Genomic DNA, 26,153 nt, shown 5'->3' on the forward strand with positions numbered 1-26,153 from the left:
GGAAACGAGGGGGAAAGCGCGACCAGCGCTCCCCTTAACCCTTTCAAGCGGTGCGATTCCTTTCTATATCTGAAAGCAAGAAAGCGCTTTGGGCTGAAAGGGTGATCATGAGTAACAGTGTGTTTTCCAAGCTCGCCTATTACCTTCTGGTGGCGCTGATCTTTTACGTCACGATCAAGGCGCAGGGGATGTAATGGCCAAACGCTTCGGCTCCACCTACTCCCCGAAAGGGAACCAGTCTCAGGCACATCGCTCTGACCCGTCGTCTTCCGCACCTTCTCCCCGCCCCTTCGACGGCAAGAAACCTTCGCGCGTTGGCGCGCGCTCGAACCTTCTGTTTCTGGCCGCTTTGCCTCTGGCGTGGAAAGCGTTTCAGGCCGAGCCAGTCACGATGGCGGGCTATATCGTCGCGCTCGGTTGCCTTGTCGGTGCCGCCTTTCTCACCCGTGAGGGTCTGAAGGCCGAAGAAGCCTATGAGGCCCGCAAGGTCGCCAGACGCCCCGCCATTCCGCGCAAGATTTTCGGCTCCGTGCTCACCGGCCTCGGTCTCGGCATCGTTGGCTGGTTCGGCTGGGGCCCGGTCGAAACCGTGATTTTCACGGTTCTGGGGATCGTCCTCCATAGCCTCGCCTTCGGTCTCGATCCGCTCAAAAGCAAGGGCTTTGACGAGCTTGACCTGTTCCAGCAGGACCGTGTCGCCAAGGCCGTGGATGAGGCCGAGGCCCATCTCAAGTCCATGCGTGAGGCACTGGATAAAACCGGCGACCGTCAGGCCGAGGATCGGTTGGAAAAATTCATCGCCACGGCGCGCGCCATGTTCCGCACGGTCGAGGACGACCCGCGCGATCTGACGGCGGCGCGCAAGTATCTGGGCGTCTATCTGCTCGGCGCGCGTGATGCGACGGTGAAATTTGCCGATCTGTGGATCAAGACCCGCAACACGCAGGCGCGTGAGGACTGGTTCGCGCTTCTCGATGATCTGGAGGCGAATTTCGACGCCCGTCATAAAGCGTTGCTATTGGATGATAAGACCGATCTCGACATCGAGATCGAAGTGCTCCGCGACCGACTGTCCCGCGAAGGTGTCGCCGCGAAGCTGAAAGATTAAAAAATTAAAGATCAGGGGAAGTACCATGTCAGACACCGTTCGCCAAAAAGCCGAAGCCGCCTTGAAGGACGTCGAAGAGGTCACCTCCGTGATCCTCGCCGAGCCCAAGGGCGAGCTGATTGACCCGACCGCCGCCGCTGAGGTGCCGGAAGCTGCAGAAATCGCCAAGGCCAAAGCCGAGATCGATATGGACGACACCAATTCCATCGTCCGCTTCGGCTCCGCCGCGCAGGCTGAGCTGCAGGTCATCTCGCAGGCGATGTTGCAGGACGTCAAAAACAAGGACGTCGGCCCGGCAGGCGACAGCCTGCGGTCCATCGTGACGACGATCCGCGGCTTCTCCGTCTCGGAACTGGACGTGCGCCGCGAGCGCAGCTGGTGGGAAAAACTTCTGGGCAAAGCCGCACCGATGGCGAAGTTCGTTGCCCGCTACGAAGATGTGCAAAGCCAGATCGACAAGATCACCGACAACCTTCTGGAGCATGAACACAAGCTCATGAAGGACATCAAATCGCTCGATCACCTCTATGAGAAAACCCTGACCTTCTACGACGAGCTGGCGATCTACATCGCTGCCGGGGAATCGAAGCTCAAGGATCTCGACGAGAACGACATCCCGGCGCTGGCCGCCGCAGTCGATGCCGCGCCGGAGGCCGATCAGGTGATCAAGGCGCAAGAGCTGCGCGATCTGCGCGCCGCCCGCGACGACCTTGAGCGCCGTGTGCATGACCTGAAACTCACCCGTCAGGTGACCATGCAGTCCCTGCCCTCGATCCGCTTGGTGCAGGAAAACGACAAATCTCTGGTGACCAAGATCAACTCGACGCTGGTCAACACCGTGCCGCTCTGGGAAACGCAGCTGGCGCAGGCCGTGACCATCCAGCGTTCTGCTGATGCCGCCAAGGACATCAAGGCCGCAACCGATCTCACCAACGAGCTGTTGACCGCCAACGCCAAGAACCTGCGCGAGGCCAACAAGGTCGTGCGTCAGGAAATGGAACGCGGCGTGTTCGACATCGAGGCGGTCAAAACCGCCAACGAGGAACTGGTCGCGACCATCGAAGAGAGCCTCCAAATCGCCGACGAAGGCAAGCGCAAGCGTGCCGAGGCCGAGGTCGAACTCAAGTCGATGGAATCCAAGCTGCGCGACACGCTTGCGGCCGCCAAAGCGACCTCCAACGCAGCCGGCCCGGCGGTTCCCTCCTGATGCAAGGCTCGGGACGGCATATCGCAGGTTGGAGCGCGGGGATTTTCCTCGCGCTCTCTGCCTGCGCGCCCGTCCCGGCAATCAAACCTCAGGCGCGGCCCTATTCATCGGTCCAACCGACCGTTGCCACCCCGCCTGAGCGCAGCGATGTGAGCTATACGCTCGAAAAATACTACGCGCGGATGCAGAATGACTTGTTGGCCAACGATCTGCTGCGCTCGGATGGTGGCGGTCCTGACACGCCGTTCAACGCCCGGCAACTGGCCAAGAATTTCGACGCCATCGCGCTCAATGACGAATACACCTCCCTGAATGGTCAATACGTGGCGCAAATGACGCCCTCGAACCTGCACCGTTGGGAGGTGCCGGTGCGCGTCAGCTTGGAGTTCGGTCCGACCGTCTCCGAGAGCCTCCGCGCCACCGACCGCGCCACATTGGACAGTCTCGTCTCCCGCCTTGCCCGCGCCTCCGGTCATTCGATTTCCGTCACCTCGTCGCGCCCGAACTTCCATGTGCTCGTGCTCAACGAAGGCGAGCGGCGCAAGATCGGCCCACGCCTCGCGGAAATGATCCCGGGCATCGGTCAGGACGCGATCCGCTCGGTCGTCAATATGCCGCGCTCGTCCTATTGTCTGGTCCTCGCCTCAGACCCGAACAATGACGGGGCCTACCGTTCTGCCGTAGCCATCATCCGGGCCGAACACCCGGACCTGCTCCGCAAATCCTGTTTCCACGAAGAGGTCACACAGGGCCTCGGGCTTGCCAATGACAGCCCCTATGCCCGCCCTTCGATTTTCAACGACGACGAGGAATTCGCGCTGCTGACAAAGCATGACGAATTGTTGCTGCGCATCCTCTATGATCCGCGCCTTGCCCCCGGCATGACGCCCGAAATCGCCCGCCCGATCGCGACCAAAATCGCGTATGAGCTGATGGGCGAGGACATTTAAGAAGGAGGCCCCCATGGGTATTTTCGATTTTCTCTCCGGCGAATTCATCGACGTCATCCATTGGGTGGACGACAGCCGTGACACGATGGTCTGGCGGTTCGAGCGCGAGGGGCATGAGATCAAATACGGCGCCAAGCTGACCGTCCGCGAAGGGCAAGCCGCCGTGTTCATCCACGAAGGCCAACTCGCCGATGTCTTCACCCCCGGTCTCTACATGCTTGAGACCAACAACATGCCGATCCTGACGACGCTTCAGCACTGGGATCACGGCTTCAAGTCCCCGTTCAAATCCGAAGTGTATTTCGTCAACACCACGCGGTTCTCCGACCTAAAATGGGGGACGAAGAACCCGATCATCTGTCGCGACCCGGAATTCGGCCCGGTGCGCCTGCGCGCCTATGGCACCTACACGGTGAAGGTCGCCGATCCCTCGCTCTTTCTGACCGAGATCGTCGGGACGGACGGCGAGTTCACCATGGACGAAATCTCCTTCCAGATCCGCAACATCATCGTGCAGGCCTTCTCGCGCATCGTCGCAGGCTCCGGCATTCCGGTTCTGGACATGGCCGCGAACACCGCCGATCTCGGCAAGATGGTCGCGACCGAGATTTCCAAAGTGGTCGCCGAATACGGCCTCACCATCCCGGAATTCTACATCGAGAACATCAGCCTGCCCGAAGCCGTTGAGAAGGCAATGGACAAGCGCACCTCGATGGGCATCGTCGGCAATCTCGACAATTACATGAAATTCAACGCTGCCGAGGCGATGTCTGCGGAAAACTCCGCCATGGCGGCCTCGATGGGGGCGGGTATGGGCGCAGGCATGGGCATGGCGATGGCCACCCAGACACAGGCCGGTCCCTGGGGCGCACGTCCCGCCGCGACCACCGCAGCCGCACAAACCCCGCCGCCCCCGCCGCAGGTCGAACATGTCTGGCATATCGCCGAGAATGGCGAGACCAAAGGCCCCTATTCCAAGGCGGAGATGGGCCAAATGGCCGCAAAAGGCGCATTGAAGCGCGAAAGCTTTGTCTGGACACCGGGTCAGGACGGCTGGCTCAAGGCCGAAGAGGTCACGGAACTGGCGCAGCTTTTCACCATCGCCCCGCCGCCCCCGCCGCCGGGCGCGTGAGCTTATGGGGAGACCCATGAGCGCTGCGCCACGACAAACGGATTGGCTGGACCAAGTTGCGGAAGAGGACGGCGAACCGCCTGCCCCTTCTGCGCAGCCTGCGCGCATCAGAACGGACATCCGCTTTGCGACGGAAACACCCGTCACGGAAACCGAGCGCGAGATCACCACAGTGGCCCTGAGCTTTCAGGGCCTTGGCGCGCTGTCTCCAAACCAACTCTCTGAGACAGCAAGCTGGGAGCGCACCGGCGCCGCGCCCCTCGTCGGACGCGCGCCGATCCTGAACGCGCAATCGACCCTGACGCCCCCGATCAGCCTCGCCGTCACTCAGGTTGTGCTCCAAGGCAAGGCGGCCACAGTCTCCGGGCGGCTGACGACCCTGTCGAAAGAAAGCGGCCAGACGCAGATGATGTTCTGCCACGTCCTGCGCTTCACAAGCCCCGCACGAGATCAGATCGCGCAGGTGGTCAGCTTTCAGCAGGAGGAACGCCTGTGAACGGACCTGTCACCGCCATAAGCCAAAACTCCTATCCAATGCCGCAGGCCCTCGCGCCCGATGCGGCAGGATCATTTCACGCCGGATAAAGTCCTATACGCATGGAACAGCAAACCACCCCCCCGTCCCAAGACCACCGCTTCCCCTGTCACACCTGCGGGGCGGATATGCGGTTCGATCCAGATGCGAAAATGCTGGTCTGCGACCATTGCGGGGCGCGCGAAGAGATCGAAAGCGGCCTCGCGCCAATGCCGCGGGAGCTGGATTTCCATTCTGCAGTTTCCGGCGGCCTGTCCTCGCATGGCGACCTTACGGACGCGGATCAGACCGAAGAGATTCGCACCTCCACCTGCCCGAACTGCGGCGCGGTCCTGCAATTCGACGACACGGTGCATGCCACCGAATGCCCCTATTGCGCGACGCCCGTTGTCACGGACACCGGCGCGCGTCGCCAGATCAAACCCCAAGGCGTCCTGCCCTTCTCGATCCCGGAACCCGATGCGCAAAAGGCGATGAAAGACTGGCTCGGCTCGCTCTGGTTTGCCCCCAACGCCTTGAAAAAATACGCCCGCAAAGGTCGTAAACTCAACGGCGTCTACATGCCCTACTGGACCTTTGATGCCCAAACACAGAGCAGCTATGCAGGCGAGCGCGGCACGGATTATCGCGTGACCGTCACGGTGAACGGCAAGCCGCAGACCCGCCGCCGCACCCGTTGGCGTCGCGTCAGCGGGCAAGTTCGGCGATTCTTCGATGACGTGCTGGTCGTCGCCTCCACCGCCCTGCCGCTGCAATATGTTCGGGGCCTTGCCCCGTGGGACTTGTCCGGGCTGGAACCCTACCTGCCCGACTATCTCGCGGGCTACACGTCGGAGGCCTACACCTTCACGCTGGAAGAGGGGTTTCAGGACGCGCAGGACCAAATGGCCCGCGTCATCACCCGCGACATCAAGTTCGACATCGGCGGTGATCGCCAACGCATTCACAACGTCGACACGCGCTATTCCGATGTGACTTACAAGCATATCCTGCTCCCCGTCTGGTTCGCCGCCTACAAGTTCCGCGGGAAGACTTACCGTTTCGTCGTCAACGGGCGCACCGGTCAGGTTCAGGGCGAGCGACCCTATTCCGCGTGGAAAATCGCCTTCGCCGTGATCCTCGCATTGATTCTTGCCGGTGTCGTCGGCTATTTCGTCGCCATGAACCAACAAGGCAATGGGGGTTACGTCGGCTATTGACCCGACCGACCCCAAAGGAGCGCCCAATGATCCTATGTGCAGGTGAAGCCCTAATCGACATGCTGCCGCGTCAGTCCACTCTGGGTGAAGATGCTTACGCCCCCTACGCGGGCGGGGCCGTATTCAACACCGCCATCGCTTTGGGCCGGTTAGGCGCGGACGTGAGTTTCTTTTCTGGCTTCTCCGGTGATTTTTTCGGGGATCTCCTGAAGGACAAACTCGCTGAGAGCCATGTGGATGCAAGCCTGGCCATCACCGCTGAGCGCCCCTGCACCGTGGCCTTCGTCAAGCTGATCGACGGTCACGCAACCTATGCTTTCTACGATGAGAATACCGCCGGGCGCATGCTGACCGAAGCCGATTTGCCTGCCCTGCCTGAGACGATCGAGGCGGTATTCTGCGGCGGCATTTGCCTGCCCGTCGAGCCCTGCGGCGGGGCCTATGAAACGCTGTTCGTTGAGGCCTCCGAGCGCTGTGTCACTATGATCGATCCGAACATTCGACCCGGATTTATCTCTGATGAACCCACTTATCGTGCACGGATCGAACATATGCTCGCCCATGCCGATATCGTCAAACTTTCCGACGAAGACCTGCTCTGGCTGATGGGCGATGGCGAGATTGATGCCCATGTGCAGACGCTCCTGAGCAAAGGCGTCAAGCTTGTCTGTCTCACCCTCGGCTCCGAAGGGGTTAAAGGCATCACCGCGCGCGGCACCACAATGGTTCCCGCGCAAAAGGTCACCGTCGTCGACACGGTCGGCGCGGGGGACACGTTCAATGCCGGGCTTCTCGCCGGGCTGCAAAAGGCGGGTAAACTGACCAAAGCGGATGTGGCCGATCTCGATGAGGCGACGCTTACGGCGGCCCTCACCCACGGCGCGCAAGCCGCCGCCGTGACGGTCAGCCGTGCGGGGGCGAATCCACCTTGGGCGCATGAATTGAACGCCTCCGCATGAGAGCACTGGTGCAACGCATTTCCGAGGCCGCCGTGCGCGTCGATGGCGAAGTTGTCGGACAAAGCGGCCCCGGCCTTCTGGTCCTCATCTGCGCAATGCGCGGGGATACGGAGGCACAGGCCGCAAAACTCGCCGCAAAAATCGCCAAGCTGCGCATCTTTCAGGACGAGGTCGGCAAGATGAACCTGTCCGTGCGCGACATTGGCGGCACGGCGCTTGTCGTGAGCCAATTCACCCTCGCCGCCGACACCAAGGGCAATCGCCCCGGCTTTTCCACCGCCGCGACCCCGGATTTAGGCAAAGCACTATACGAAAAATTCACCCAGCGGCTGATCGCAGAGGGCGTTCCCTCGGAAACCGGCGTATTCGGCGCGGATATGAAGGTCTCTTTGCTCAATGACGGGCCGGTGACGATCTGGCTCGACACGGAAACGTAAACCTTTCCCGAGCACGCCCCCATGGACCTTTCGCGCGCTTTGTCCTAAAGCGCTCTCAACATGTGAGAGGTCAAAGTGACTGAAAAACGCATTGTCATTTATGATGAAACCGGCACGGCGCGGATCGCTTCCGCGTTGGCGGCACAGCTGCGCCCGGGAGATGTCGTTCTGCTCGACGGCGCGCTGGCGGCGGGCAAGACGTTTTTCACCCGCGCCTTGGTGCGTGCGCTCGGCTCTGAGGAGGCCGTGACCAGCCCGACCTACACCATCGCAAATATCTACGAGACGCCCAAAGGGCCGGTGCTGCATGTCGATGCTTACCGGCTGAAAGGCACGCAGGATTTCTATCACCTCGGCCTCGAAGAATATTGTGACAGCGGGATCTCCGTGATCGAATGGGGCGAGCGGATCGCGGGCTATTTTAATACCCCGCTGGCCATCCACATCGGGTTTGGCGACACAGACACCACGCGCCTGCTCACGCTCACGGCGGACAGCCCGCGTTGGACCCCGGTTCTGGAGGCGCTTTCATGACGCTTACGCTTTTGATTCAGGCCTCGAACGGCGTTCCTGCTTTGGCGCTCGGACGCGGCGCGGAGATCGTGTTCGACAGTTCGACACATGAGGCGCTGGTTGGCTCTCGCGACTATCGCATGCTTTTGGAAACCGGCCTTGCCGAGATCGACGCAGAGCTGTCCGAGTTGACGCTCATCGCCTGTGACATCGGCCCCGGCGGTTTGGGCGTGACGCGCACCGCCGCCGCCTTTGCCAACGGGATTGGCTTTGCCCGCGCCGTTCCGGTGCTGGCACTTCCGGCCTTCGAGATGCTCGGTGCCGAAGTCGCAAAGGATAAACCCGTCGCAATCCTACGCCGCGCGGCGCGGCCCCATGTGCATTTCGGCATTTACGCCACCGAAGATGGCCGTGGAAAACTTGTACTTTACGAACACTGCACTGAGGCAAACGCGCTTGATCAGCTCTCTGACTTGGAAGATTACGATCTCGCCGGGAATATCGAGGTCGACGGCCACGTCGCCCCCGCGACCAATATGGCCTCGATGCAAACCATGCTGCGGCTCGCCTTGGCCGCGCCCAAGCCCGGTCCTGACGCCCGAGCCTGGCCGATTGTGGAGGTTCTCGAATGATCCCATCTGCAGAAGATATTGCCGAAGTTCTGGGTCAGGGTGGCGTGGTGCTTTTGCCCACGGACACCGTCCTGGGCCTTGCCGCCTCCCCTGCCTTTCCCGAGGCGGTCGATCGCATCTATGAGCTGAAACAGCGGCCCCGACAAAAGAACCTGCCGATCATGGTCGCCGATACCGACCAGATTTTCGATCTTGGCGGAGACGTGTCTTTTGAGGCGGCAAAACTTCTGGCGAGCCGGTTTGTCCCCGGCGCTCTGACACTGGTGCTCCCGGTCGATCCGCAGCGCGCCCCGGCTTGGCTCGAAGGCCGTAGCGAGATCGCAGTGCGCATTCCCGACAACGCGCTATTGCTCGATGTGCTGCGTCTGGCCGGGCCATTGATGGTCACCTCCGCCAACCGCTCCGGCGCGGACACGCCTGCGACGACGGATGACGCCTTGGCCCAGTTGAACGGCGCCCCGGCCCTCACGGTCAAAGGCAAAGGCGCGGCGCCTGCCCCTTCGACCATCGTGAATTGCACCGTCGAACCCATCGTCATCGAGCGGCACGGTGTCGTCACCGATGACGAAATCGCGGAGGTTCTGGCATGAGCGAACTGATCCTCGGCATTGAAACCTCTTGCGACGACACCTCTGTCGCGCTTGTCGACCGCAGCGGTCATGTGGCGGCGATCAAGACCGTGTCGCAATTCGAGATTCATGAGGCCTTCGGCGGCGTCTATCCAGAACTGGCCTCTCGCGCGCACTTAGAGGCGATTCTACCGACCATTGAAGGCGTGATGAAAGAGGCCGATGTGCGCCCTGCGGACCTCACCGCAATCGGCGTCACGCGCGGTCCGGGGCTTATCGGCTCCCTGCTGGTGGGTCTTTCGACGGCAGAGGCCCTGTCGATGGGTTGGGGCGTTCCGGCTTACGGCGTCAACCACCTGCGGGGACATATTCGCTCTGTCGAGCTTGAAAGCGGCAAGACCGAATTTCCGGCTGTCATCATGCTGGTCTCTGGCGGCCACACCCTGATCGCGGAACTCAAAGACGCATGGTCCTACCGCCTCCTCGGCACAACTCGCGACGACTCGGTTGGCGAAAGCTATGACAAGGTGGCCCGGATGCTCAATCTTGGCATGCCCGGCGGTCCGGCGATCGACCGAGCGGCCAAACTTGGCACCCCGGTCCTGCGCCTACCCCGCCCGATGAAGAACGAGGGTTACGAGTTTTCTTTCTCCGGGCTGAAATCCTCTGTCGCGCGCCATATCGAACAGCATCCGGACGTCTCCATCGAAGATATGTCCGCTTCCTTCGTCGCCGCCTGTGTCGATGTTCTGACCGCCAAGGCCGACCGCGCTTTGGACGAATGCAAACCGCGCTCTCTGGTGATCGTCGGCGGTGTCGCCGCCTCGCCGCAAATCCGGGAGGCGATGGGACAGGTCGCGGAGAAACATGGCGTGGAGTTGTGCCTGCCGCCGATGAAATGGGCGACAGACAACGCGGCGATGATCGCCATGGCAACATGGGATTATATCGAGCGCGGCTTGCAGCCGGGGCTGATGCCCAAGCCGAACCTCAGCCTTGAGACACCGTAAGCGGTTTTAGAACTTAAAGCTCGGCAGGCTGTCCATCGCGGATTTGAGCGCCTCGCCCCATCCCGCTGATATCTCATGATAATAGGGATCATCGGCCTCGATGCGGCGCTGATGCGCGATCTGGAAGCTGTCCTTCTCAATCACCTGCAAATCAAACGGCAGACCGACCGAGAGGTTTGCCTTCACCGTACTGTCGAAAGAGACGAGCATAAGTTTCACGGCATCTTCGAAGGACATCTCCGGATCATAGGCCCGGATCAGGATCGGCTTGCCGTATTTCGTCTCGCCAATCTGGAAGAATGGCGTTTCGTTGCCTGCCTCGATAAAGTTGCCTTCCGGGTAGATCAGGAACAAGCGCGGCGGCGAGCCTTTGATCTGACCACCCAAGAGAACGGTGGCGTTGAAAGCGCTGTCGGCACGTTGGCCTTCGTCAGCATTGGCGGCGATCACATCCTTGAGCGTGCCAGCCACCATGCGCGCGACCTGAAACATCGAAGGCGCGGTGAGCACATCGGGTTCACGCTCTCCCGGCGCTTTGGTGCGTTCATCAAGGATGGACACCAGTGCCTGCGTCGTGGCGAGGTTCCCGGCCGTCATGACCGTCAGAATACGCTCGCCCGGCACTTCCCAGGTGAACATCTTCTTGAATGTGGAAATATTGTCGACACCGGCGTTGGTGCGGGTATCGGACATCATCACGAGGCCCTTATCGAGCATCATTCCCACGCAATAGGTCATCTGGCTGGTCTGCCTTTATTGTTGCTCTTGTTGCTGCGACACTTCGATCTCGACGGAGAGTGTCTCTCCCGCGCCGCCGTATCGCGTGCCTGTTACAGGAGCAGCCTCCTTATAGTCCAGCCCTGTTGCGACGCGGACATAGCGTTGATCGGGACAAATCTCGTTGGAGACGTCGAATCCGATCCAGCCGAGCCCCGGCACATGGGCTTCAGCCCAAGCATGGGTGGCGTCTTGCAAGGTGCGGTCATCCATCATCAGATAGCCGGAGACATAGCGTGCCGGATAGCCCATCTCACGGGCGCAGGAGATAAAGACATGGGCGTGGTCCTGACAGACGCCTTTGCTTTCCGTCAAAGCCTCTTCGGCACTCCAGCCGGAATGCGAGGCGCCGATCTCATATTTGACGGCCTCCCCGACCAGACGCGACAGCGCATGAAGGCGGTCGAGATCGCTCTCGCCCTCAACCTGTTTCACCAAAGCGCGCACACTTGCACCCGCTTTGGTCAGCGGGGTGACGGAATTGAACAGCCAGAGCGGCGACGGGCCGGTGTGCGGTCCGACAACGCCATGGGTCTCCGCGATTTCGACCTCCCCCTCGCAGGCGACGGTCAATTCGCGCGTCTCGCGGTCAAAGGAGATCAGCTCGACCAGATTGTTCATGTGGTCGTGGTAGCTCAATTCCTTGACGCCACCCTGAACCGAAGTGGTCCAGTGGATCACATCCTGACCGTGTCCGGTTTTCGGCGTCTTGCGCAGCTGTTGCAGCCCGTAGGTGACGGGATTTTCAAACGAATAGCGGGTGGTGTGACGAATAATCAGGCGCATCAGGACTTACTCATAGAACCGGTAATCTTTTTCGATCTGACAGCCGAGACGGTTGAAAGTGGTCAGGATCGTCTGGATGTACTCATGCAGCCCGGAGTCGAAGACTGCGTCGATATCGTGATGAGAAAACCGCTCCACCAAGGCCTGAGCCATATGGAAGGACGGCGTTTCCACACCGTAATCCGACACCAGATACCGCAGGTTGTCGTGGATTTTCGACGCACAGAAAATCAGGGACCGCGGCATGCGTTTGTCGAGGATCAGGAATTGCGCAATGTCATGTGCGTTGACCTGAGAGCCATAGGCCATACGAAAGCCCCCGCGCGCGGAGACAGAGCGCAGGATGGTTTCCCAATGCACATTGTCGATGGAGGAGCCAACGGACAGCGCGGAGGGCAGCAAAACGTAATATTTCACATCGAGGATACGGGCGGTGTTGTCGCCGCGTTCAAGGAACGTGCCAATCCGCGCGAAATCGTAGATGTCATTGCGGAGCATGGTGCCGTGGGTCGCGCCCCGCACCAGAGCCGTGCGTTGCCGGATCAGGCCAAGCACCGTGGGCAGATCGCGTTCGGAGACCTTGCGGGCGAGAATTTCCTTGGCCGCCATGTAACAACCGTTCATCGCCTCCCAAACCTCGCCGGTCAGCGCCGTCCGGACGAGACGCGCATTCTGGCGAGCTTCCGAGATGGTCGAGAGCACGGAAGACGGGTTGTCTTTCGAGCGCAGCATCCAGTCGATTGCCGCCTCTTTCGTCACTTCATCATGGCTCGCGTTAAAGCCATCGAGCACGGAGGCGGAATGCATCACCGAGCTCCATTCATCATCGTCCTGACCAAGGCGGGTCAGGCCGATCCTCTGGCCGGTTTCCACGAGGCGCGAGGTGTTTTCGGCCCGTTCCAGATAGCGGAACATCCAGTAGAGGCCATTTGCGGTTTTGCCGAGCATCGCCATCGCGTCAGTCCTCCAATACCCATGTGTCCTTGGTGCCGCCGCCCTGAGACGAGTTCACCACAAGAGAGCCCTTTTGAAGCGCCACACGGGTCAGACCGCCCGGCGTGATATTGATCCCTTCAGGGCTGCACAGGACAAAGGGCCGAAGATCGACGTGACGCGGCGCGAGCCCCGCCTTGGTGAAGATCGGCACAGTGGAGAGCGCCAGTGTCGGCTGAGCGATGTAGTTGTTCGGACGCGCTTTGAGTTTCTTGCGGAACTCTTCGATCTCTTTCTTCGAAGACGTCGGGCCGATCAACATGCCGTAGCCGCCGGAGCCGTGCACCTCTTTGACAACCAGATCCGACAGGTTGTCGAGCACGTAGGCGAGGCTGTCCGGGTCCGAGCAACGCCATGTCGGCACGTTTTCCAAGATCGCCTTTTCGCCGGTATAGAACTCGACGATATCGGGCATGTAGCTGTAGATCGCCTTGTCGTCGGCGATCCCGGTGCCGGGCGCGTTGGCGATGGTGATCCCGCCGGAACGGTAGACATCCATGATGCCCGGAATGCCCAGAGCACTTTCCGGATTGAAATTCAGCGGATCGAGGAAGTCGTCGTCAATGCGGCGATACAAGACGTCGATCGCCTTGTAGCCCTCCGTTGTGCGCATCGCGACCTTGCCGTCCACCACGCGCAGATCGTGACCTTCGACAAGTTCGACGCCCATCTGATCGGCGAGGAACGCGTGTTCGAAATAGGCCGAGTTGTAGATCCCCGGCGTCAGCACGCCCACGGTCGGCGTCCCTTCGCAACGGGCCGGCGCACAAGCGGCCAGAGAGCGACGCAGGTTCGCCGGGTAGTTCTGCACGGGCTGGACCCGGTTACGGGAGAACAGTTCCGGGAACATCTGCAGCATCGTCTCGCGGTTCTCCAGCATATAGGAGACCCCCGACGGCGTGCGCGCATTGTCTTCGAGGACATAGAACTGATCGGGCCCGGTGCGGACCAGATCGATCCCGACAATATGGGTGTAAATCCCGCCCGGCGGCATCATACCGATCATCTGCGGCAAGAAGGCTTCGTTCCGCGAAATCATCTCTTGGGGGATGCGCCCCGCCTTGATGATCTCCTGCCGGTTATAAATATCGTAGAGGAACGCGTTGATCGCCCGCACACGCTGCTCGATGCCCTTGCAGAGCTTCTGCCATTCGCGGCCTGCGATGATCCTCGGAATAATGTCGAAAGGAATGAGACGTTCTTCGGCTTCGGCTCTGCCGTATACGTTGAACGTGATGCCCGTGAGCCGGAAAACCTCTTCCGCCTCGCGCTGTTTTGCTCTCAACCGTTTCAGGTCTTCATCCTGAAACCAGTTCTGAAATTCAGCGTAGGGCGTGCGCAGAATCTCGTCGCGCCCCCACATTTCATCGAAAATTTTATCCTCGCTCATGGGTCGAATTTAGAACCTCCCGGAAAGGCTTCACAATCGGATTCGCGCAATCCTCAACAGGTTAGCGGTGATCTTCTACGCAGTCGCCCATTTTTTAATCACAGCACTTTCGCTGGCATTTCTTCGCCATCCTCACACTCCCTCTGCCATGTGTTTCGATCCGGACCAAAGCGCTGTGAGACAGACTCACTGTCGCAGCCTACCTCGGTATACATTCGCACACATTGACTTGCCCTCCCGAACTCGCTACGCGATTGCCCAAGCGCAGACAGGCCCTACGCCGACTGCACATCAGAGACAGTGGAGGATCACATGACCGACAAGACCGCCCAAAACATGCCCGACATTATTTACACCATCGTGGACGAAGCCCCCGAACTGGCACGCGGCTCGCTCCTGCCGATCATCTCGTCTTTCTCCAAGGCCGCAGGCGTCAGCGTCGCGACCAAAGACATTTCTCTGGCCGGCCGTATCCTCGCCCTCTTCCCGGAGCTGCTCTCGGACGAACAGAAAGTTTCCGACGATCTCGCCGAGCTTGGCCGTCTGGTGAAAACCCCCGAAGCCAACGTCATCAAACTGCCGAACATCTCGGCCTCTGTGCCGCAGCTCGAAGCCGCCATCAAAGAGTTGCAAAGCCAAGGTTACCCGATCCCGGCCTACCCGGCTGATCCACAAACCGACGAAGAGAAAGCCACCCGCGCCAAATACGACACCGTCAAAGGGTCCGCCGTGAACCCGGTGCTGCGCGAAGGCAACTCCGACCGTCGCTCCGCCAAGGCTGTCAAAGAATACGCCAAAGCCAACCCGCACCGCATGGGCGAGTGGAAATCCACCTCGAAAACCACCGTCGCCGCGATGCCGGGCAACGACTTCTTCGCCAATGAAAAAGCAGCGACCATCACCGCCACACAAGCCGGTGGCGCGAAGATCGTCTTCACCGCAAAAGACGGCTCTGAGACGGTTCTCAAAGACGGTCTGAAATATCTTGAAGGCGAGATCGTCGACGCGACCTTCCTCTCCGCGAAAGCACTGCGCGCTTACATCAAGCAAGAAGTCGAGACCATGGAGCCGGGTGTGCTGTTCTCCGTGCACCTCAAAGCCACGATGATGAAGGTTTCTGACCCGATCCTCTTCGGCCATTTCGTGTCTGTGTACCTCGAAGACTTCCTCGCGAAACACGGTGACAAGCTCGACTTCAACCCGAACTCCGGCATCGGCGCGCTCGAAAAACTCATCGCAGGCAATGCCGAGATGGAAGCCGACCTGAAAGCCGCGCTGGCCGCCAAGCCGCCGCTCTACATGGTCGACTCTGACAAAGGCATCACCAACCTGCACGTGCCGTCTGATGTGATCATCGACGCCTCCATGCCTGCCGTGATCAAAGCCGGTGGCATCGGCTGGGGCCCGGATGGCAAGGCTGCCGACACCAAATGCTGCATCCCGGACAACTCCTATGCGGGCGTCTATGACGAAACCGTGGAGTATTTCAAAGAAACCGGCACTCTGGATGTGACCACCTGTGGCGCCGTGTCCAACGTCGGCCTGATGGCGCAGAAAGCCGAGGAATACGGCTCCCACCCGACCACCTTTGAGATGGACGCCGACGGCACCGTCTCCATCGTGCTCGACAGCGGCGAAGTGCTCCTCTCGAACGAAGTCGAAGCGGGCGACATCTGGCGCTCCTGCACCGCCAAAAAAGCCCCGATCCTCGACTGGATCAAAACCGGCATCGAGCGGTTCGACGTCGAAGGCACCGGCGCGTTCTGGCTCGACGCCAACCGCGCGCATGACGCCGAACTGATCAAATATGTCACCCCGGCTCTGAAAGAAGCTGGCAAAGACATCCCGATCATGGCCCCGCGCGAAGCCACCCGCTTCAGCTGGGAAGAGATGCGCAAGGGCAAGAACGTCGTGACCATCACCGGCAACGTGCTGCGTGACTATCTCACCGACCTGTTCCCGATCCTTGAGCTTGGCACCTCCGCCAAAATGCTCTCCATCGTGAAACTGATGCAGGGTGGCGGCCTCTTCGAGACCGGCGCTGGCGGCTCCGCCCCGAAACACGTGCAGCAGGTTCAGGAAGAGAACCACCTGCGTTGGGACAGCCTTGGCGAGTTCTGTGCGCTCGGCGAAAGCTACAACTTCCTCGCCTCCTCTCAGGACAAGCCGAAAGCCGCTGTGCTGGGCGCCGCCGTCGAAGTGGCCACCCAGAAACTGCTGCTCAAAGGCAAATCCCCGGAGCGCAAAGTTGGCCAGAATGACAACCGTTCCTCGCACTACTGGTTCGCCCGCTACTGGGCCGAAGCTCTTGCGGCTCAGGACGATGACGCTGAGCTGAAGGCGCATTTCACCCCGATCGCGACAGCACTGGTTGAAAAAGAAGCAACCATCCTCGACGAGTTGAAAGCGGCGGAAGGCAAACCGGCCGATATGGGCGGTTACTACCACGCCGATCCGGCCAAAGTGGCGGCCATCATGCGCCCCTCGGCCACGCTCAACGCGATCATCGGCTGATCATCCACTGATCATCTCTTTGAAAAGACATCGAAAGGGCGCTCTTCGGGGCGCCCTTTTTCGTGCTGCCTCGAAACTTTTTCCGCTTAAACCATTCGGTAAGACGCATGGCGTATAGTCCCGACAACCTTCATTGTCAGGACCGCTGGTATGCTCGCCATTTTCAACACAAAACAGGACGCCAAAGCGAAACGGAACCCGCCCTCCCCGCTCGAACAGGCGCTCGACGACACCCATATCGTCGTGACCTGCGCCCCGGACGGCACCATTCTCGCGGTGAACGCCTTGTTCTGCGAGACCACCGGCTACGGTGCGGAGGAAGCAATTGGCAAAGATTACACGTTTTTCGTGCGCACCAAGGACAAACAAGAAGCCTCCGAGCTTTGGGCCGGCATCCGCGCCGGGAAAACCCACAAGGGCATCGTCCCGCGCCTCAACAAAGCTGGCGAAGAAATCTGGTTCAGCGCCACCTACAGCCCGCATCGGGATAAGGACGGCAAGATTGACGCGATCTATGTGATCGGTCGGGAAATCTCTTCGATGCATCTCAAACGGCGCGACAACCGCTCCAAAGAAGACGCGATCAAACGGTCGATGGCCTATATCGAATTCGACCTGAAAGGCGATATTCTCTGGGCCAACCCGCTGTTTTTGCAGGCCACCGGCTACAGTCTCGACGACATTCGCGGCAAGCATCATAGCATGTTCATGCCAAAGGGAGAGGCGGACACCCCCGCCTATCGCGACCTCTGGGATCGGCTCTCTAAAGGGGGGTCCGAGAAAGGTCAGGTCAAGAGGATCGGCAAGGGCGGAGAGGTTCTTTGGCTTCAGGCCACCTATGAGACCCTGATCGACCCGGAAGGCCGTCCGTTCAAGGTGGTGAAATACGCTTTCGACATCACCAAGGCCAAGAATATGGAGGCCGACGCGCGCGGTCAGATCGACGCGATCCAAAAAGTTCAGGCCGTCATCGAATTTGCGCCGGATGGCACCATCACCACGGCCAACCAGATTTTCTGCGACGTACTCGGCTACAGTCTTGAGGAAATCCGCGGCAAGCATCACAGCATGTTCGTGGAACCATCCTTCGCCGCGTCTTCCGAATACACTCAATTCTGGACACGCCTGCGCAGCGGCGAGGCGCTTAGCGATGAATATGTCCGGATCGGCAAAGGTGGGCGAAAGGTGACCATCCGCGCCAGTTACAACCCGATCCGCAACGCCGCCGGAGAGGTGGTAAAAGTCGTCAAATTCGCCGTAGACACGACCATTTACCGCCGCACGGCTGAAACGCTTATGTCCGGCCTAGACCACCTGTCCAAGGGCGATCTCTCCGTACAACTTGAAGAAAATCTCGGCGAATTCGACGACATTCGGATGAATTTCAACGCCACGATTTCAAGGCTTCGCGAGATCGTTGGCGGCATCGCCGAGGGCGCGCAACTGGTCAAGTCCGAGGCCGATTCCATCGGTCAGGCCACCGACGATCTCGCCCGCCGCACGGAGCATCAGGCCGCCACTCTCGAAGAAAGCGCCGCCGCGCTCGATCAACTTGTGGCCTCTGTGAAAGGTGTCGCGGATACTGCATCACAGGTCCAAACCCGCTCCGGTGAGGCGCGCAATCATACGGTTCAGGCTGGCGAAGTGGTGGATCGGGCCATCACCGCCATGGATGAGATCGAGACCTCGTCAAAACAGGTCGCGTCCATCACCTCCGTCATCGACGACATCGCCTTCCAGACCAACCTTCTGGCCCTCAACGCCGGGGTCGAGGCCGCCCGCGCCGGGGAGGCGGGCCGCGGCTTTGCCGTCGTCGCTTCCGAAGTCCGCGCGCTGGCGCAGCGCTCCTCAGAGGCCGCCCGCGAAATCGCCACGCTGATCTCCACCGCAACGGCGCAGGTCACCGGCGGCGTCGAGCTTGTGCGGGAGGCGGGGACGGCCCTGTCTCGCATCCGTGGGGTCACGGGACAGATTCACGAAGGCATTGCTCAGGTCGCCACCTCCACCACGGAACAGGCCACGGGGCTCGGGGAACTCAGTTCGGCCATCAATCAGCTCGACCAAACCACGCAGCAAAATGCCGCCATGTCGGAGGAAACCAACGCCGCCACCGTCAACTTGCGCAACAATGTTGGCACGATGGAGGAAGACCTCTCTTTCTTCTCCGTCGTCGGCAATGCCACAGGTGCGGCACAATCCCATCCGCCCCTCGCGCGAAGCGCCTAGCGGGCACGACATTGAACAAAGACATGAAAAAGGGGAGCACAACGCGCTCCCCTATCATTTTCTAAGCTCTTTCGGCTCTTACATTTTGAAGATGCGATAGATCGCCGGGATCACAAGAACCGTCAGAGCGGTCGAAGTCAAAAGCCCGAAGAACAGCGAGAGTGCCAGACCTTGGAAGATCGGGTCCGCAAGGATCACCGCCGCGCCGATCATGGCCGCAACAGCAGTCAAAAGGATCGGCTTAAAGCGCGTGGCCCCGGCTTCGATCAAGATCTCGGTCGTTACCTTGCCTTCGTCATCGGCATTGCGGATGAAATCGACCAGTAGGATCGAGTTCCGCACGATAATCCCCGCCAAAGCGATGAAACCAATCATCGACGGCGCAGAGAACGGTGCATGGAACAACCAGTGGCCAAAAATGATACCGAGGAAGGTCAACGGAACCGGCGTCAGGATCACCAGCGGCAGACGGAAGGAGCCGAACTGCGCCACCACGAGGATGTAAATCCCGAGAAGCGCCACCCCAAAGGCTGCCCCCATATCGCGGAAGGTCACCCATGTGACTTCCCATTCGCCGTCCCAGAGCACAACCGGTTTCGCGGTATCCTCTGGCTGACCGTGAAGCGAGATTTCCGGCTTCATGCCTTCGGGCCAGTCCATCTGATCCAGTTTATCGGCGACAGCGAGCATACCGTATAGCGGGGCTTCGAACTGACCAGCCAATTCGGCCTGAACCATTTCCGCGTCATAGCCGTTGTGGCGGAAGATCGGATAAGAGGTCTTCTCTTCCGTCAGCTTCACCACATCGCCCAGCTCGACGACACCTCGCCCACCGGGCAGAGCATCGGCCGGAACCGGTGTCGACAGGGCCGCCGCATCCATCACGCGATCGGATTTGTCCCGCCCGACCACAATCGGAATCGGGCGACGCCCTTCGCCGCGATGCGAATAGCCCACCGTGGTGTAGCTGTTCAGATATTGCACGGTATCGGCAGCGTCCGACTCGGCGACCTGATAGAAGTTCAGATCGGAAGGTTTCATCTCCGCACGGATTCGACGCGCCTGTTCGCCATAGCTGTCATCGGTGTCGACGATAAAATCGACGCTGTCGAAAGCTTCACGCACCTTGTCGGCAACATCGCGGCGGGTCTGCGGATCGGGGCCATAGACCTCAGCCAGCAGTGTCGCGATCACCGGCGGTCCGGGCGGCGGTTCGACCACTTTCATGGCCGTGCCCGGCGGCACCGTGATGCCCTCAAGCAGCATTTTCCGCAATTCGAGCGCGATGTCATGAGACGTCCGGTCGCGGTCGTGCTTCGGCAGCAGTTGCAACTGCACCTCAGCCTGCTGCGGATATTCGCGCAGATAGTAGTGCCGCACGAGCCCGTTGAAGTTGAACGCCCCCGGCGTGCCCGCATGGGTCTGCGCCGAGATCACCTCAGGCAGCGTCATCGCAAGGCGCGCAGCCTCTTGCGCAACAGCATCGGAGGCTTCGACCGAGGAGCCTTCCGGCAGATCGATCAACACGGAGAGTTCCGATTTGTTGTCGAACGGCAGCAGCTTGACGGTCACGTGCTTGGTGTAAAGCGCACCGAGCGAGCCAAAGGACAGCACGATCACGACGATCAGGAAGATCCAGGCGTGCCCCTTGCTGTGCAGGATCGGGGTTGCGACTTTTGCGTAAAAACGCCCAAGCCGCCCCCCCGGAATTTCACCCTCCACATGTTCACCGTCGTGATGCAGCTCCGCCTTGCCCGCGATTTTCAGCATGAGCCAAGGCGTGATGATCACTGCAACGAAGAAGGAGAAGATCATCGCCGCAGAAGCGTTCGCCGGGATCGGCGACATGTAGGGGCCCATCATGCCGGATACAAAGAGCATCGGCAGAAGCGCGACCACAACGGTCAGCGTGGCGACGATGGTCGGGTTGCCGACCTCTGCCACGGCGGCAATCGCCGCACCGAACCGGTTTTGCCCCGGACGTTTCAGCCCCCAATGTCGCGCGATATTTTCGATCACGACAATGGCGTCATCGACGAGAATACCGATGGCAAAAATCAACGCGAACAAGGACACCCGGTTGAGCGTGTAGCCCATGATATAGGAGGCAAACAGCGTCAGAAGGATGGTCACCGGAATGACAATCGCAACCACGATGGCCTCGCGCCAACCAATGGCGATCAGCACCAGACCGACGATGGAGAGCGTTGCAAGGCCGAGGTGGAACAGAAGCTCGTTGGCTTTTTCATTGGCGGTTTCGCCATAATCACGGGTTACCTCGACAGAGACGCTGTCGGGGATGATCTCGCCCTTCATGGTTTCGACACGCTCAAGAATATGATCGGCCACGACCACGGCGTTCGCCCCGGCGCGTTTGGCGATGGCCAGTGTCACCGCAGGACGGCGAATGACCGGAGCGTTGGCATCAAACTCCATGTGCATGCCATCTTCCGACAGGCTCGCACCCGCATGGGTGAGGGTCGAAACATAGTGCTCATCGAGATCGGACACGAAGGCCACATCGGCGACATCGCGGACGTAGACGGTCCGACCATCACGCGCGGTAAGCTCAAGATTTCCGATTTCCTCGGGCGTCGTCAGAGTTTTGCCAACGATCAGACCGATTTGCTGGCCCCCGTCGCGGATCGTATCGGTCGGCGCGGCGGAGTTGGCCCCTTGCACCTTTTCAACGAGCTGTTGAACGGTGATCCCGTAAAGCGCCAGTTTCTCCGGATTGGGCGCCACACGCAGCGCCTCTTCGGCCTCGCCGATCACATAGGTCAGGCCAACATCGTCGATCTGAGAAATGCGGCTTTCGACCTCTTTAACGACCCGCGTCAGGTCGGCAGCGTTCATGTTCGGATTGTTCTCGCTGGGCGAGAACGTCAGCGCCACAATGGCGACATCATTGATCCCGCGCCCGACCACCAGAGGTTCGTCGATCCCAACGGGAAGACGGTCGAGATTGGCCATGATCCGGTCGCGCACACGCACGATCGCGGTTTCAGAGGGCACGCCCACTTCAAACCGGGCGGTGACCATGACGCTGTCGTCATTGCTCTGGGAATAGACGTGCTCGACCTCATCAATGCCTTTGACGATGGTTTCAAGCGGTTCGGTCACAAGTTTCAGCCCGTCCTGCGCTTTCAGGCCGGGGGTGCTGACGTGGATGTCCACGAGCGGCACAGAGATTTGCGGCTCTTCTTCGCGCGGCAGAGAGATCAGCGCGATCAGGCCGACCGCGAGCGCGGCCAGAAGAAACAGCGGGGTGAGTGGCGAAAGGATGAAGGAACGGGTCAGACGCCCGGCGATGCCGAGTGTCCCCGTCGGTCCGTGCGGATTACTCATGAGACGTCACCACCACATCGCCGGCGGACAGGCCGCTCAGAATTTCGACGAGTTCTTTGCCATCGATATGCACGGTGTTGCCCGGCACGACAACGCGCTCAGAAGCATGACCATGAGTTTCAACCGTGACGAAATCCAGACCGCCTTCTTGCCGTAGGGCCGAGGGCGGCACCAGCAGCCCCTCGTGGCTACCCACGGGAAGGCGCACCTGCACCCGGCGACCGATAAAGCTGGCATCGAGCCCTTCGACTTCGACATCGGCCTCGACCCGACCATCTTCGATCAGCGGGTAAATCTTGGCAAGTTTGCCTTCGCGCGTGCCGCCGGATTCGTAAATTTCGATCCCGTCGCCTTCATGCAAATTGTCGGCATAGCGCTCCGACACGCCAAGACGCAGGTAAGCCGTCCCGGCTGCCACGGCCGCGACTGTCTCGCCGGAGACGATCACACCGCCCTTGGACACCGGCACGTCAATCACGACGCCGTCTGCGGGGGCGAGCACTTCGCCCTCCTCGATCTGACGCGAAATCACTTGCCGGTCGGCTTTCAGGGAGGTGATCGAGCCTTCGAGCACATTCACGTTGGTCTGCAAGGATTGCAGGCTGGAGGTTGAAATCACGCCGCGCTCGGACAGGGATTGCCCCCGCTCCAAGTCATCTTGCGCCTTTTCCAACTGAGAGGCGTAGGACGTCAGCTGTGCGTCGATCCCTTCGATCTGGAATTGCAATTTGGTGTCTTCAATCAAAGCCACGCGCTGACCGGCGGTGACGATATCCCCTTCAGTCACGTCCAGCGTGGTGATCGTTCCCCCGATCCGCGCCCGCGCATCCACCTGATCGCGGGTTTCCACTTCGGCGTAGACAGGTTTCCACTCCGTCACCACCTGCGGTGACAATGTGAGAGTTTCCGACAGGGCTGGGCTTCCGACCAGGATCGTTCCCGGCAGAAGCGTCATCGTAAGCAAAAGGGCGCGGCGCATTTGGACCTCTGTTCTGAGAAACGGTCTTCGCCCCCTCAGGCGCAGACCTAACATTCACGTTTTTGCATATGTAACAAATTCTTTGCCGAACGCAAGTATACTATTCATATGCAAATATGACAGAGTATTCGCCCTGTTAACCCGTTTTGCGCGCATATGTCCCACATAGGACGCAGTCTATTCGGCGCTCTGTTTGACTGACCTGGCCAAAAGCCACTGGCGCGGTCCGCACAGGTCACAAGCCGTGCAAAAACAGAAGCATCTCAAGTGCTTCATTCAATCAAGACACAGACATCAGTCAGAGAAATGGAAGAACGCCCAACGCCCTCCCCGGCTCATCTCCCCCAGTGAAAGACACCGTCTCATACGACACTCCTCAAAGGGGCTTCTGAGTGTTTGAACCAAATTTTAACGACTTCTTAACCACTTAAAACTTACTGAATTGTAAATTCGGCAACAGTTTGAAGTTCATCGTCATGACCTACGCGCCCAAAACACGACAGGATTTTACGACGACATCTCGGTTTGTCGCCCCGGCGGCACTTCCGACCATCACCTATCGCTCCATCGGGAAACGCGTCTTCGATCTGCTGTTTCTCCTATTCATTGCCCCCGCAGCACTCCCCCTCATTCTCCTCTTGGCGCTGATCGTCAAACTGGACGGCGGCCCGGCCTTTTACAAACACCGCAGAGTGGGGCTTCATGGCCGGGAATTCGATTGCCTGAAAATCCGGACGATGGTGCCGAATGCAGACGCACGCTTGCAGGACTATTTGCGCGCGCATCCGGCGCAGCAGGAGGTATGGGAGGCGCATTTCAAACTGGAGAACGATCCGCGCATCACCGTGATCGGAGCTTTCCTGCGCAAAACCAGCCTCGACGAATTGCCCCAGTTCCTCAACGTCCTAAGAGGCGAGCTGTCCCTCGTCGGGCCGCGCCCTGTCACCCGCCCGGAAATCCGCAAATACGGACATGCCGCGCAGATCGTGCTTCGCATTCATCCCGGCATGACGGGCCTCTGGCAGGTCAAGGGCCGCAATGGCACGTCCTATGAAGACCGCGTGAAGATCGACCTCGAATATTGCAGCAGCGTGTCAGTCCTGACCGATCTTCGCATCATTATGAAAACCGTGTTCGTGGTGCTTTGTCTGACCGGCAAATAAACGCGGCGAAATTCCGGTCTTTATTTCAGAAGACAGGCCGCATCGACACGACCAATCAAGAGCGGGCGCCGCTCATAAGCACCAGTCAAAACCAAGTCTCCAGAAGGCGCCGCACCGCAGGGCAGATCTTTCGACGCCACCACCAGCACATCGCCCACAAAAGTCTCCGGCAGTGCGCGGGTCTGGGCATAATAGCTCGACGCACGTCCCGTTTCCGGCATGGCGTAAAGGGCGACGCCCGAGTCGCGACCGATATAGAACAAATCGGCCAACACATCCCGATCCCCCGAAACGACAGGCAGGTCATCGGCTTTCGCCAGCGCCAGAATGCTATCTGAGAGGGCGTGCCGACCGAGATAGCGCTCCAGCAAAGGCTTGCCGCCAACGGTCGGCCAAGGGGCCAGCACGAGCAAAATCGGCAAGCTCACCGCGAGGATCAGATTGATCCCAAGCGCGATGATGCGCCCCAGTCGCGGAAGCACCAGCACCGCGAGGACAATCCCCGTGAAATAGGTTGCAACGGCCCAGTTGGCATAGGCCTTGTCCAAGAGCGCCTGAATGGTCACGACGACCAAAGCCGGAATGGAAAACAGCACCAGCGCCGGGCGCATCCCGCCACGCGGACGCAGATAAGCCGCGATCAGCGCGCCCATCGTCACAGGGCCGAACACGCCGAACTGGCTGACAAAAAACTCAACCATCGAGCCAATATCCAAGGCCGCGCCATGACGGACCCAACCTGCGTTGTCCATCGTATGGGCCACCGTGGTCAGGTCGTGCGACAGGTTCCAAAGGATGTTCGGCGCGATGACGACAGCGAAGGCAACGAGCATCAAAAGCAGATTGCGCCAGCCCGGACGCAAGGCGGGCTGTGTCAGCATGACAAGCCCTGCCCCGATCAGGAAATAAACCGCAGCGTATTTCGCCATGAAGGCCAGCCCGGCGAACAATCCGACAGCCAGCGCATCGACGGCACGGCGTTTCTCGGCGGTGCGAAAGAAGAAGAGCAAAGCCGCCGCATAGGACGGTGCCATGACCGTGTCGGTGGAGATCATCACCGACCCCAGTGCCACGAAGGGCAGGCTCAGGTAGAGAGCGACGGTCCAAAGCGCGGCGCTTCGATCCGCAATCCGCGCCGCCAGAGCGCCGAGCAGCAGCGCCGTGATAGCGTGTAAAATCGTCCCCGGCATACGCACCCAGAACGCGGCATCCGATCCCGCGAGATCGGTCACCAGACGGATCACCCAGCCAATCAGAGGCGGCTTGGAATAATAACCGAAGTCGAGGTTCTGCCCCCAGAACCAGTATTGCACCTCATCGACGAAGAGATCTGTACGGTCAAAAGCCAGAGCCAAAAGCCGCAGCGCAACCGCTACGGCCACAAACCCGAGCGCCAGCGGCAGCCAGTCTTTAAGCGGTGTCTTTAGTGGCACGTCGGTTTGCATAGATCAGCCAGAGATTGCGGGAATAGATGACCACGCCGAGCGACTGGCCAAGCACGAACACCGGGTCTTTGCGGTAGAGCGCATAGGCAAACAACATCAACCCGCCCGCCAGCGAGAAATACCAGAACGCCACCGGCACAACGGAATTCTTCGCCCGCTCAGAGGCGATCCATTGGAGCAGAAACCGCGCGGTGAACATCAGCTGCGCGGACAGACCAAAGATAACCCACCAGAGTTCCCCGATCGTATCCACATGCAGGATCGTCATCAGCCATTGCATC

23 protein-coding genes are annotated in these 26,153 nt (G+C 60.0%); 15 read left to right on the forward strand and 8 right to left on the reverse strand.

Annotation, left to right across the window (positions count from 1 at the left end; all coding sequences use genetic code 11):
- The first annotated feature begins 193 nt into the window (after window positions 1-193).
- The 12 genes from ACYBHZ_RS00375 (at window position 194) to tsaD (ending at window position 10,251) form a co-directional block, all read left to right on the forward strand.
- The gene (locus ACYBHZ_RS00375) at window positions 194-1,108 is read left to right on the forward strand and encodes a 5-bromo-4-chloroindolyl phosphate hydrolysis family protein (protein WP_460272204.1); all 915 of its coding nucleotides are present in this window, start codon (window positions 194-196) and stop codon (window positions 1,106-1,108) included.
- Window positions 1,109-1,133: 25 nt separating this feature from the next.
- Window positions 1,134-2,315 carry a toxic anion resistance protein gene (locus tag ACYBHZ_RS00380; protein ID WP_460272205.1) on the forward strand — a complete coding sequence of 394 codons (1,182 nt, stop codon included), beginning with the start codon at window positions 1,134-1,136 and terminating at the stop codon, window positions 2,313-2,315.
- Window positions 2,315-3,265, forward strand: coding sequence for a DUF2927 domain-containing protein (locus ACYBHZ_RS00385; protein ID WP_460272206.1), 951 nt, complete (start codon window positions 2,315-2,317; stop codon window positions 3,263-3,265). Before ACYBHZ_RS00380 ends, ACYBHZ_RS00385 begins: the two co-directional genes overlap by 1 nt.
- A 13-nt stretch (window positions 3,266-3,278) precedes the next feature.
- The gene (locus ACYBHZ_RS00390) at window positions 3,279-4,397 is read left to right on the forward strand and encodes an SPFH domain-containing protein (RefSeq protein WP_460272207.1); all 1,119 of its coding nucleotides are present in this window, start codon (window positions 3,279-3,281) and stop codon (window positions 4,395-4,397) included.
- Window positions 4,398-4,413: 16 nt separating this feature from the next.
- On the forward strand, window positions 4,414-4,893 hold the full coding sequence (locus ACYBHZ_RS00395) for a hypothetical protein (RefSeq protein ID WP_460272208.1): 480 nt from the start codon (window positions 4,414-4,416) through the stop codon (window positions 4,891-4,893).
- Window positions 4,894-4,994: 101 nt separating this feature from the next.
- Entirely contained in the window at window positions 4,995-6,131 is a 1,137-nt protein-coding gene (locus tag ACYBHZ_RS00400; RefSeq protein ID WP_460272209.1) for a TFIIB-type zinc ribbon-containing protein, read from the forward strand.
- Between the two features lie 26 nt (window positions 6,132-6,157).
- Entirely contained in the window at window positions 6,158-7,090 is a 933-nt protein-coding gene (locus tag ACYBHZ_RS00405; RefSeq protein WP_460272210.1) for a carbohydrate kinase family protein, read from the forward strand.
- Window positions 7,087-7,527 (forward strand): D-aminoacyl-tRNA deacylase, encoded by a 441-nt coding sequence (dtd, locus tag ACYBHZ_RS00410; protein WP_460272211.1) that lies wholly within the window; start codon window positions 7,087-7,089, stop codon window positions 7,525-7,527. Before ACYBHZ_RS00405 ends, dtd begins: the two co-directional genes overlap by 4 nt.
- 75 nt (window positions 7,528-7,602) lie before the next feature.
- Entirely contained in the window at window positions 7,603-8,061 is a 459-nt protein-coding gene (gene tsaE, locus ACYBHZ_RS00415; protein ID WP_460272212.1) for a tRNA (adenosine(37)-N6)-threonylcarbamoyltransferase complex ATPase subunit type 1 TsaE, read from the forward strand.
- Window positions 8,058-8,672 carry a hypothetical protein gene (locus ACYBHZ_RS00420; RefSeq protein ID WP_460272213.1) on the forward strand — a complete coding sequence of 205 codons (615 nt, stop codon included), beginning with the start codon at window positions 8,058-8,060 and terminating at the stop codon, window positions 8,670-8,672. The genes tsaE and ACYBHZ_RS00420 overlap by 4 nt, the downstream gene beginning before the upstream one ends.
- Entirely contained in the window at window positions 8,669-9,262 is a 594-nt protein-coding gene (locus tag ACYBHZ_RS00425; protein ID WP_460272214.1) for an L-threonylcarbamoyladenylate synthase, read from the forward strand. Before ACYBHZ_RS00420 ends, ACYBHZ_RS00425 begins: the two co-directional genes overlap by 4 nt.
- Window positions 9,259-10,251 (forward strand): tRNA (adenosine(37)-N6)-threonylcarbamoyltransferase complex transferase subunit TsaD, encoded by a 993-nt coding sequence (gene tsaD, locus ACYBHZ_RS00430; RefSeq protein ID WP_460272215.1) that lies wholly within the window; start codon window positions 9,259-9,261, stop codon window positions 10,249-10,251. Before ACYBHZ_RS00425 ends, tsaD begins: the two co-directional genes overlap by 4 nt.
- Before the next feature lie 6 nt (window positions 10,252-10,257).
- Here the strand turns inward: tsaD and ACYBHZ_RS00435 are convergent, their stop codons facing one another.
- Genes ACYBHZ_RS00435 through ACYBHZ_RS00450 form a run of 4 tightly spaced genes read right to left on the reverse strand, consistent with a single transcriptional unit; the run spans window position 10,258 to window position 14,197 of the window.
- On the reverse strand, window positions 10,258-10,989 hold the full coding sequence (locus tag ACYBHZ_RS00435; RefSeq protein WP_460272216.1) for a peptidase: 732 nt from the start codon (window positions 10,987-10,989) through the stop codon (window positions 10,258-10,260).
- A 15-nt stretch (window positions 10,990-11,004) separates the two neighbouring features.
- The gene (locus ACYBHZ_RS00440; protein WP_460272217.1) at window positions 11,005-11,814 is read right to left on the reverse strand and encodes a transglutaminase family protein; all 810 of its coding nucleotides are present in this window, start codon (window positions 11,812-11,814) and stop codon (window positions 11,005-11,007) included.
- Window positions 11,815-11,820: 6 nt separating this feature from the next.
- Window positions 11,821-12,762: an alpha-E domain-containing protein gene (locus ACYBHZ_RS00445; RefSeq protein WP_460273166.1), complete on the reverse strand. Its 942-nt coding sequence runs from the start codon at window positions 12,760-12,762 to the stop codon at window positions 11,821-11,823.
- A gap of 10 nt (window positions 12,763-12,772) precedes the next feature.
- The gene (locus ACYBHZ_RS00450) at window positions 12,773-14,197 is read right to left on the reverse strand and encodes a circularly permuted type 2 ATP-grasp protein (protein WP_460272218.1); all 1,425 of its coding nucleotides are present in this window, start codon (window positions 14,195-14,197) and stop codon (window positions 12,773-12,775) included.
- Between the two features lie 312 nt (window positions 14,198-14,509).
- Between ACYBHZ_RS00450 and ACYBHZ_RS00455 the strand changes: the two genes are divergently transcribed.
- The gene (locus ACYBHZ_RS00455; RefSeq protein ID WP_460272219.1) at window positions 14,510-16,711 is read left to right on the forward strand and encodes an NADP-dependent isocitrate dehydrogenase; all 2,202 of its coding nucleotides are present in this window, start codon (window positions 14,510-14,512) and stop codon (window positions 16,709-16,711) included.
- Between the two features lie 150 nt (window positions 16,712-16,861).
- Window positions 16,862-18,937, forward strand: coding sequence for a methyl-accepting chemotaxis protein (locus ACYBHZ_RS00460; protein ID WP_460272220.1), 2,076 nt, complete (start codon window positions 16,862-16,864; stop codon window positions 18,935-18,937).
- Between the two features lie 78 nt (window positions 18,938-19,015).
- On the opposite strand, the gene ACYBHZ_RS00465 is transcribed toward ACYBHZ_RS00460, so the two are convergent.
- Together ACYBHZ_RS00465 and ACYBHZ_RS00470 are read right to left on the reverse strand one after the other, a co-directional pair.
- The gene (locus ACYBHZ_RS00465) at window positions 19,016-22,285 is read right to left on the reverse strand and encodes an efflux RND transporter permease subunit (RefSeq protein ID WP_460272221.1); all 3,270 of its coding nucleotides are present in this window, start codon (window positions 22,283-22,285) and stop codon (window positions 19,016-19,018) included.
- Window positions 22,278-23,264: an efflux RND transporter periplasmic adaptor subunit gene (locus tag ACYBHZ_RS00470; protein ID WP_460272222.1), complete on the reverse strand. Its 987-nt coding sequence runs from the start codon at window positions 23,262-23,264 to the stop codon at window positions 22,278-22,280. Before ACYBHZ_RS00470 ends, ACYBHZ_RS00465 begins: the two co-directional genes overlap by 8 nt.
- A gap of 476 nt (window positions 23,265-23,740) precedes the next feature.
- Here ACYBHZ_RS00470 and ACYBHZ_RS00475 point away from each other — a divergent pair, with 476 nt between their 5' ends.
- Entirely contained in the window at window positions 23,741-24,427 is a 687-nt protein-coding gene (locus tag ACYBHZ_RS00475) for a sugar transferase (RefSeq protein ID WP_460272223.1), read from the forward strand.
- A gap of 20 nt (window positions 24,428-24,447) precedes the next feature.
- Here the strand turns inward: ACYBHZ_RS00475 and ACYBHZ_RS00480 are convergent, their stop codons facing one another.
- Entirely contained in the window at window positions 24,448-25,860 is a 1,413-nt protein-coding gene (locus tag ACYBHZ_RS00480; protein WP_460272224.1) for an ArnT family glycosyltransferase, read from the reverse strand.
- Window positions 25,838-26,152: a lipid-A-disaccharide synthase N-terminal domain-containing protein gene (locus ACYBHZ_RS00485; protein ID WP_460272225.1), complete on the reverse strand. Its 315-nt coding sequence runs from the start codon at window positions 26,150-26,152 to the stop codon at window positions 25,838-25,840. Before ACYBHZ_RS00485 ends, ACYBHZ_RS00480 begins: the two co-directional genes overlap by 23 nt.
- Between the last annotated feature and the right edge of the window lies 1 nt (window position 26,153).

Source organism: Celeribacter sp. ULVN23_4 (assembly GCF_054788345.1).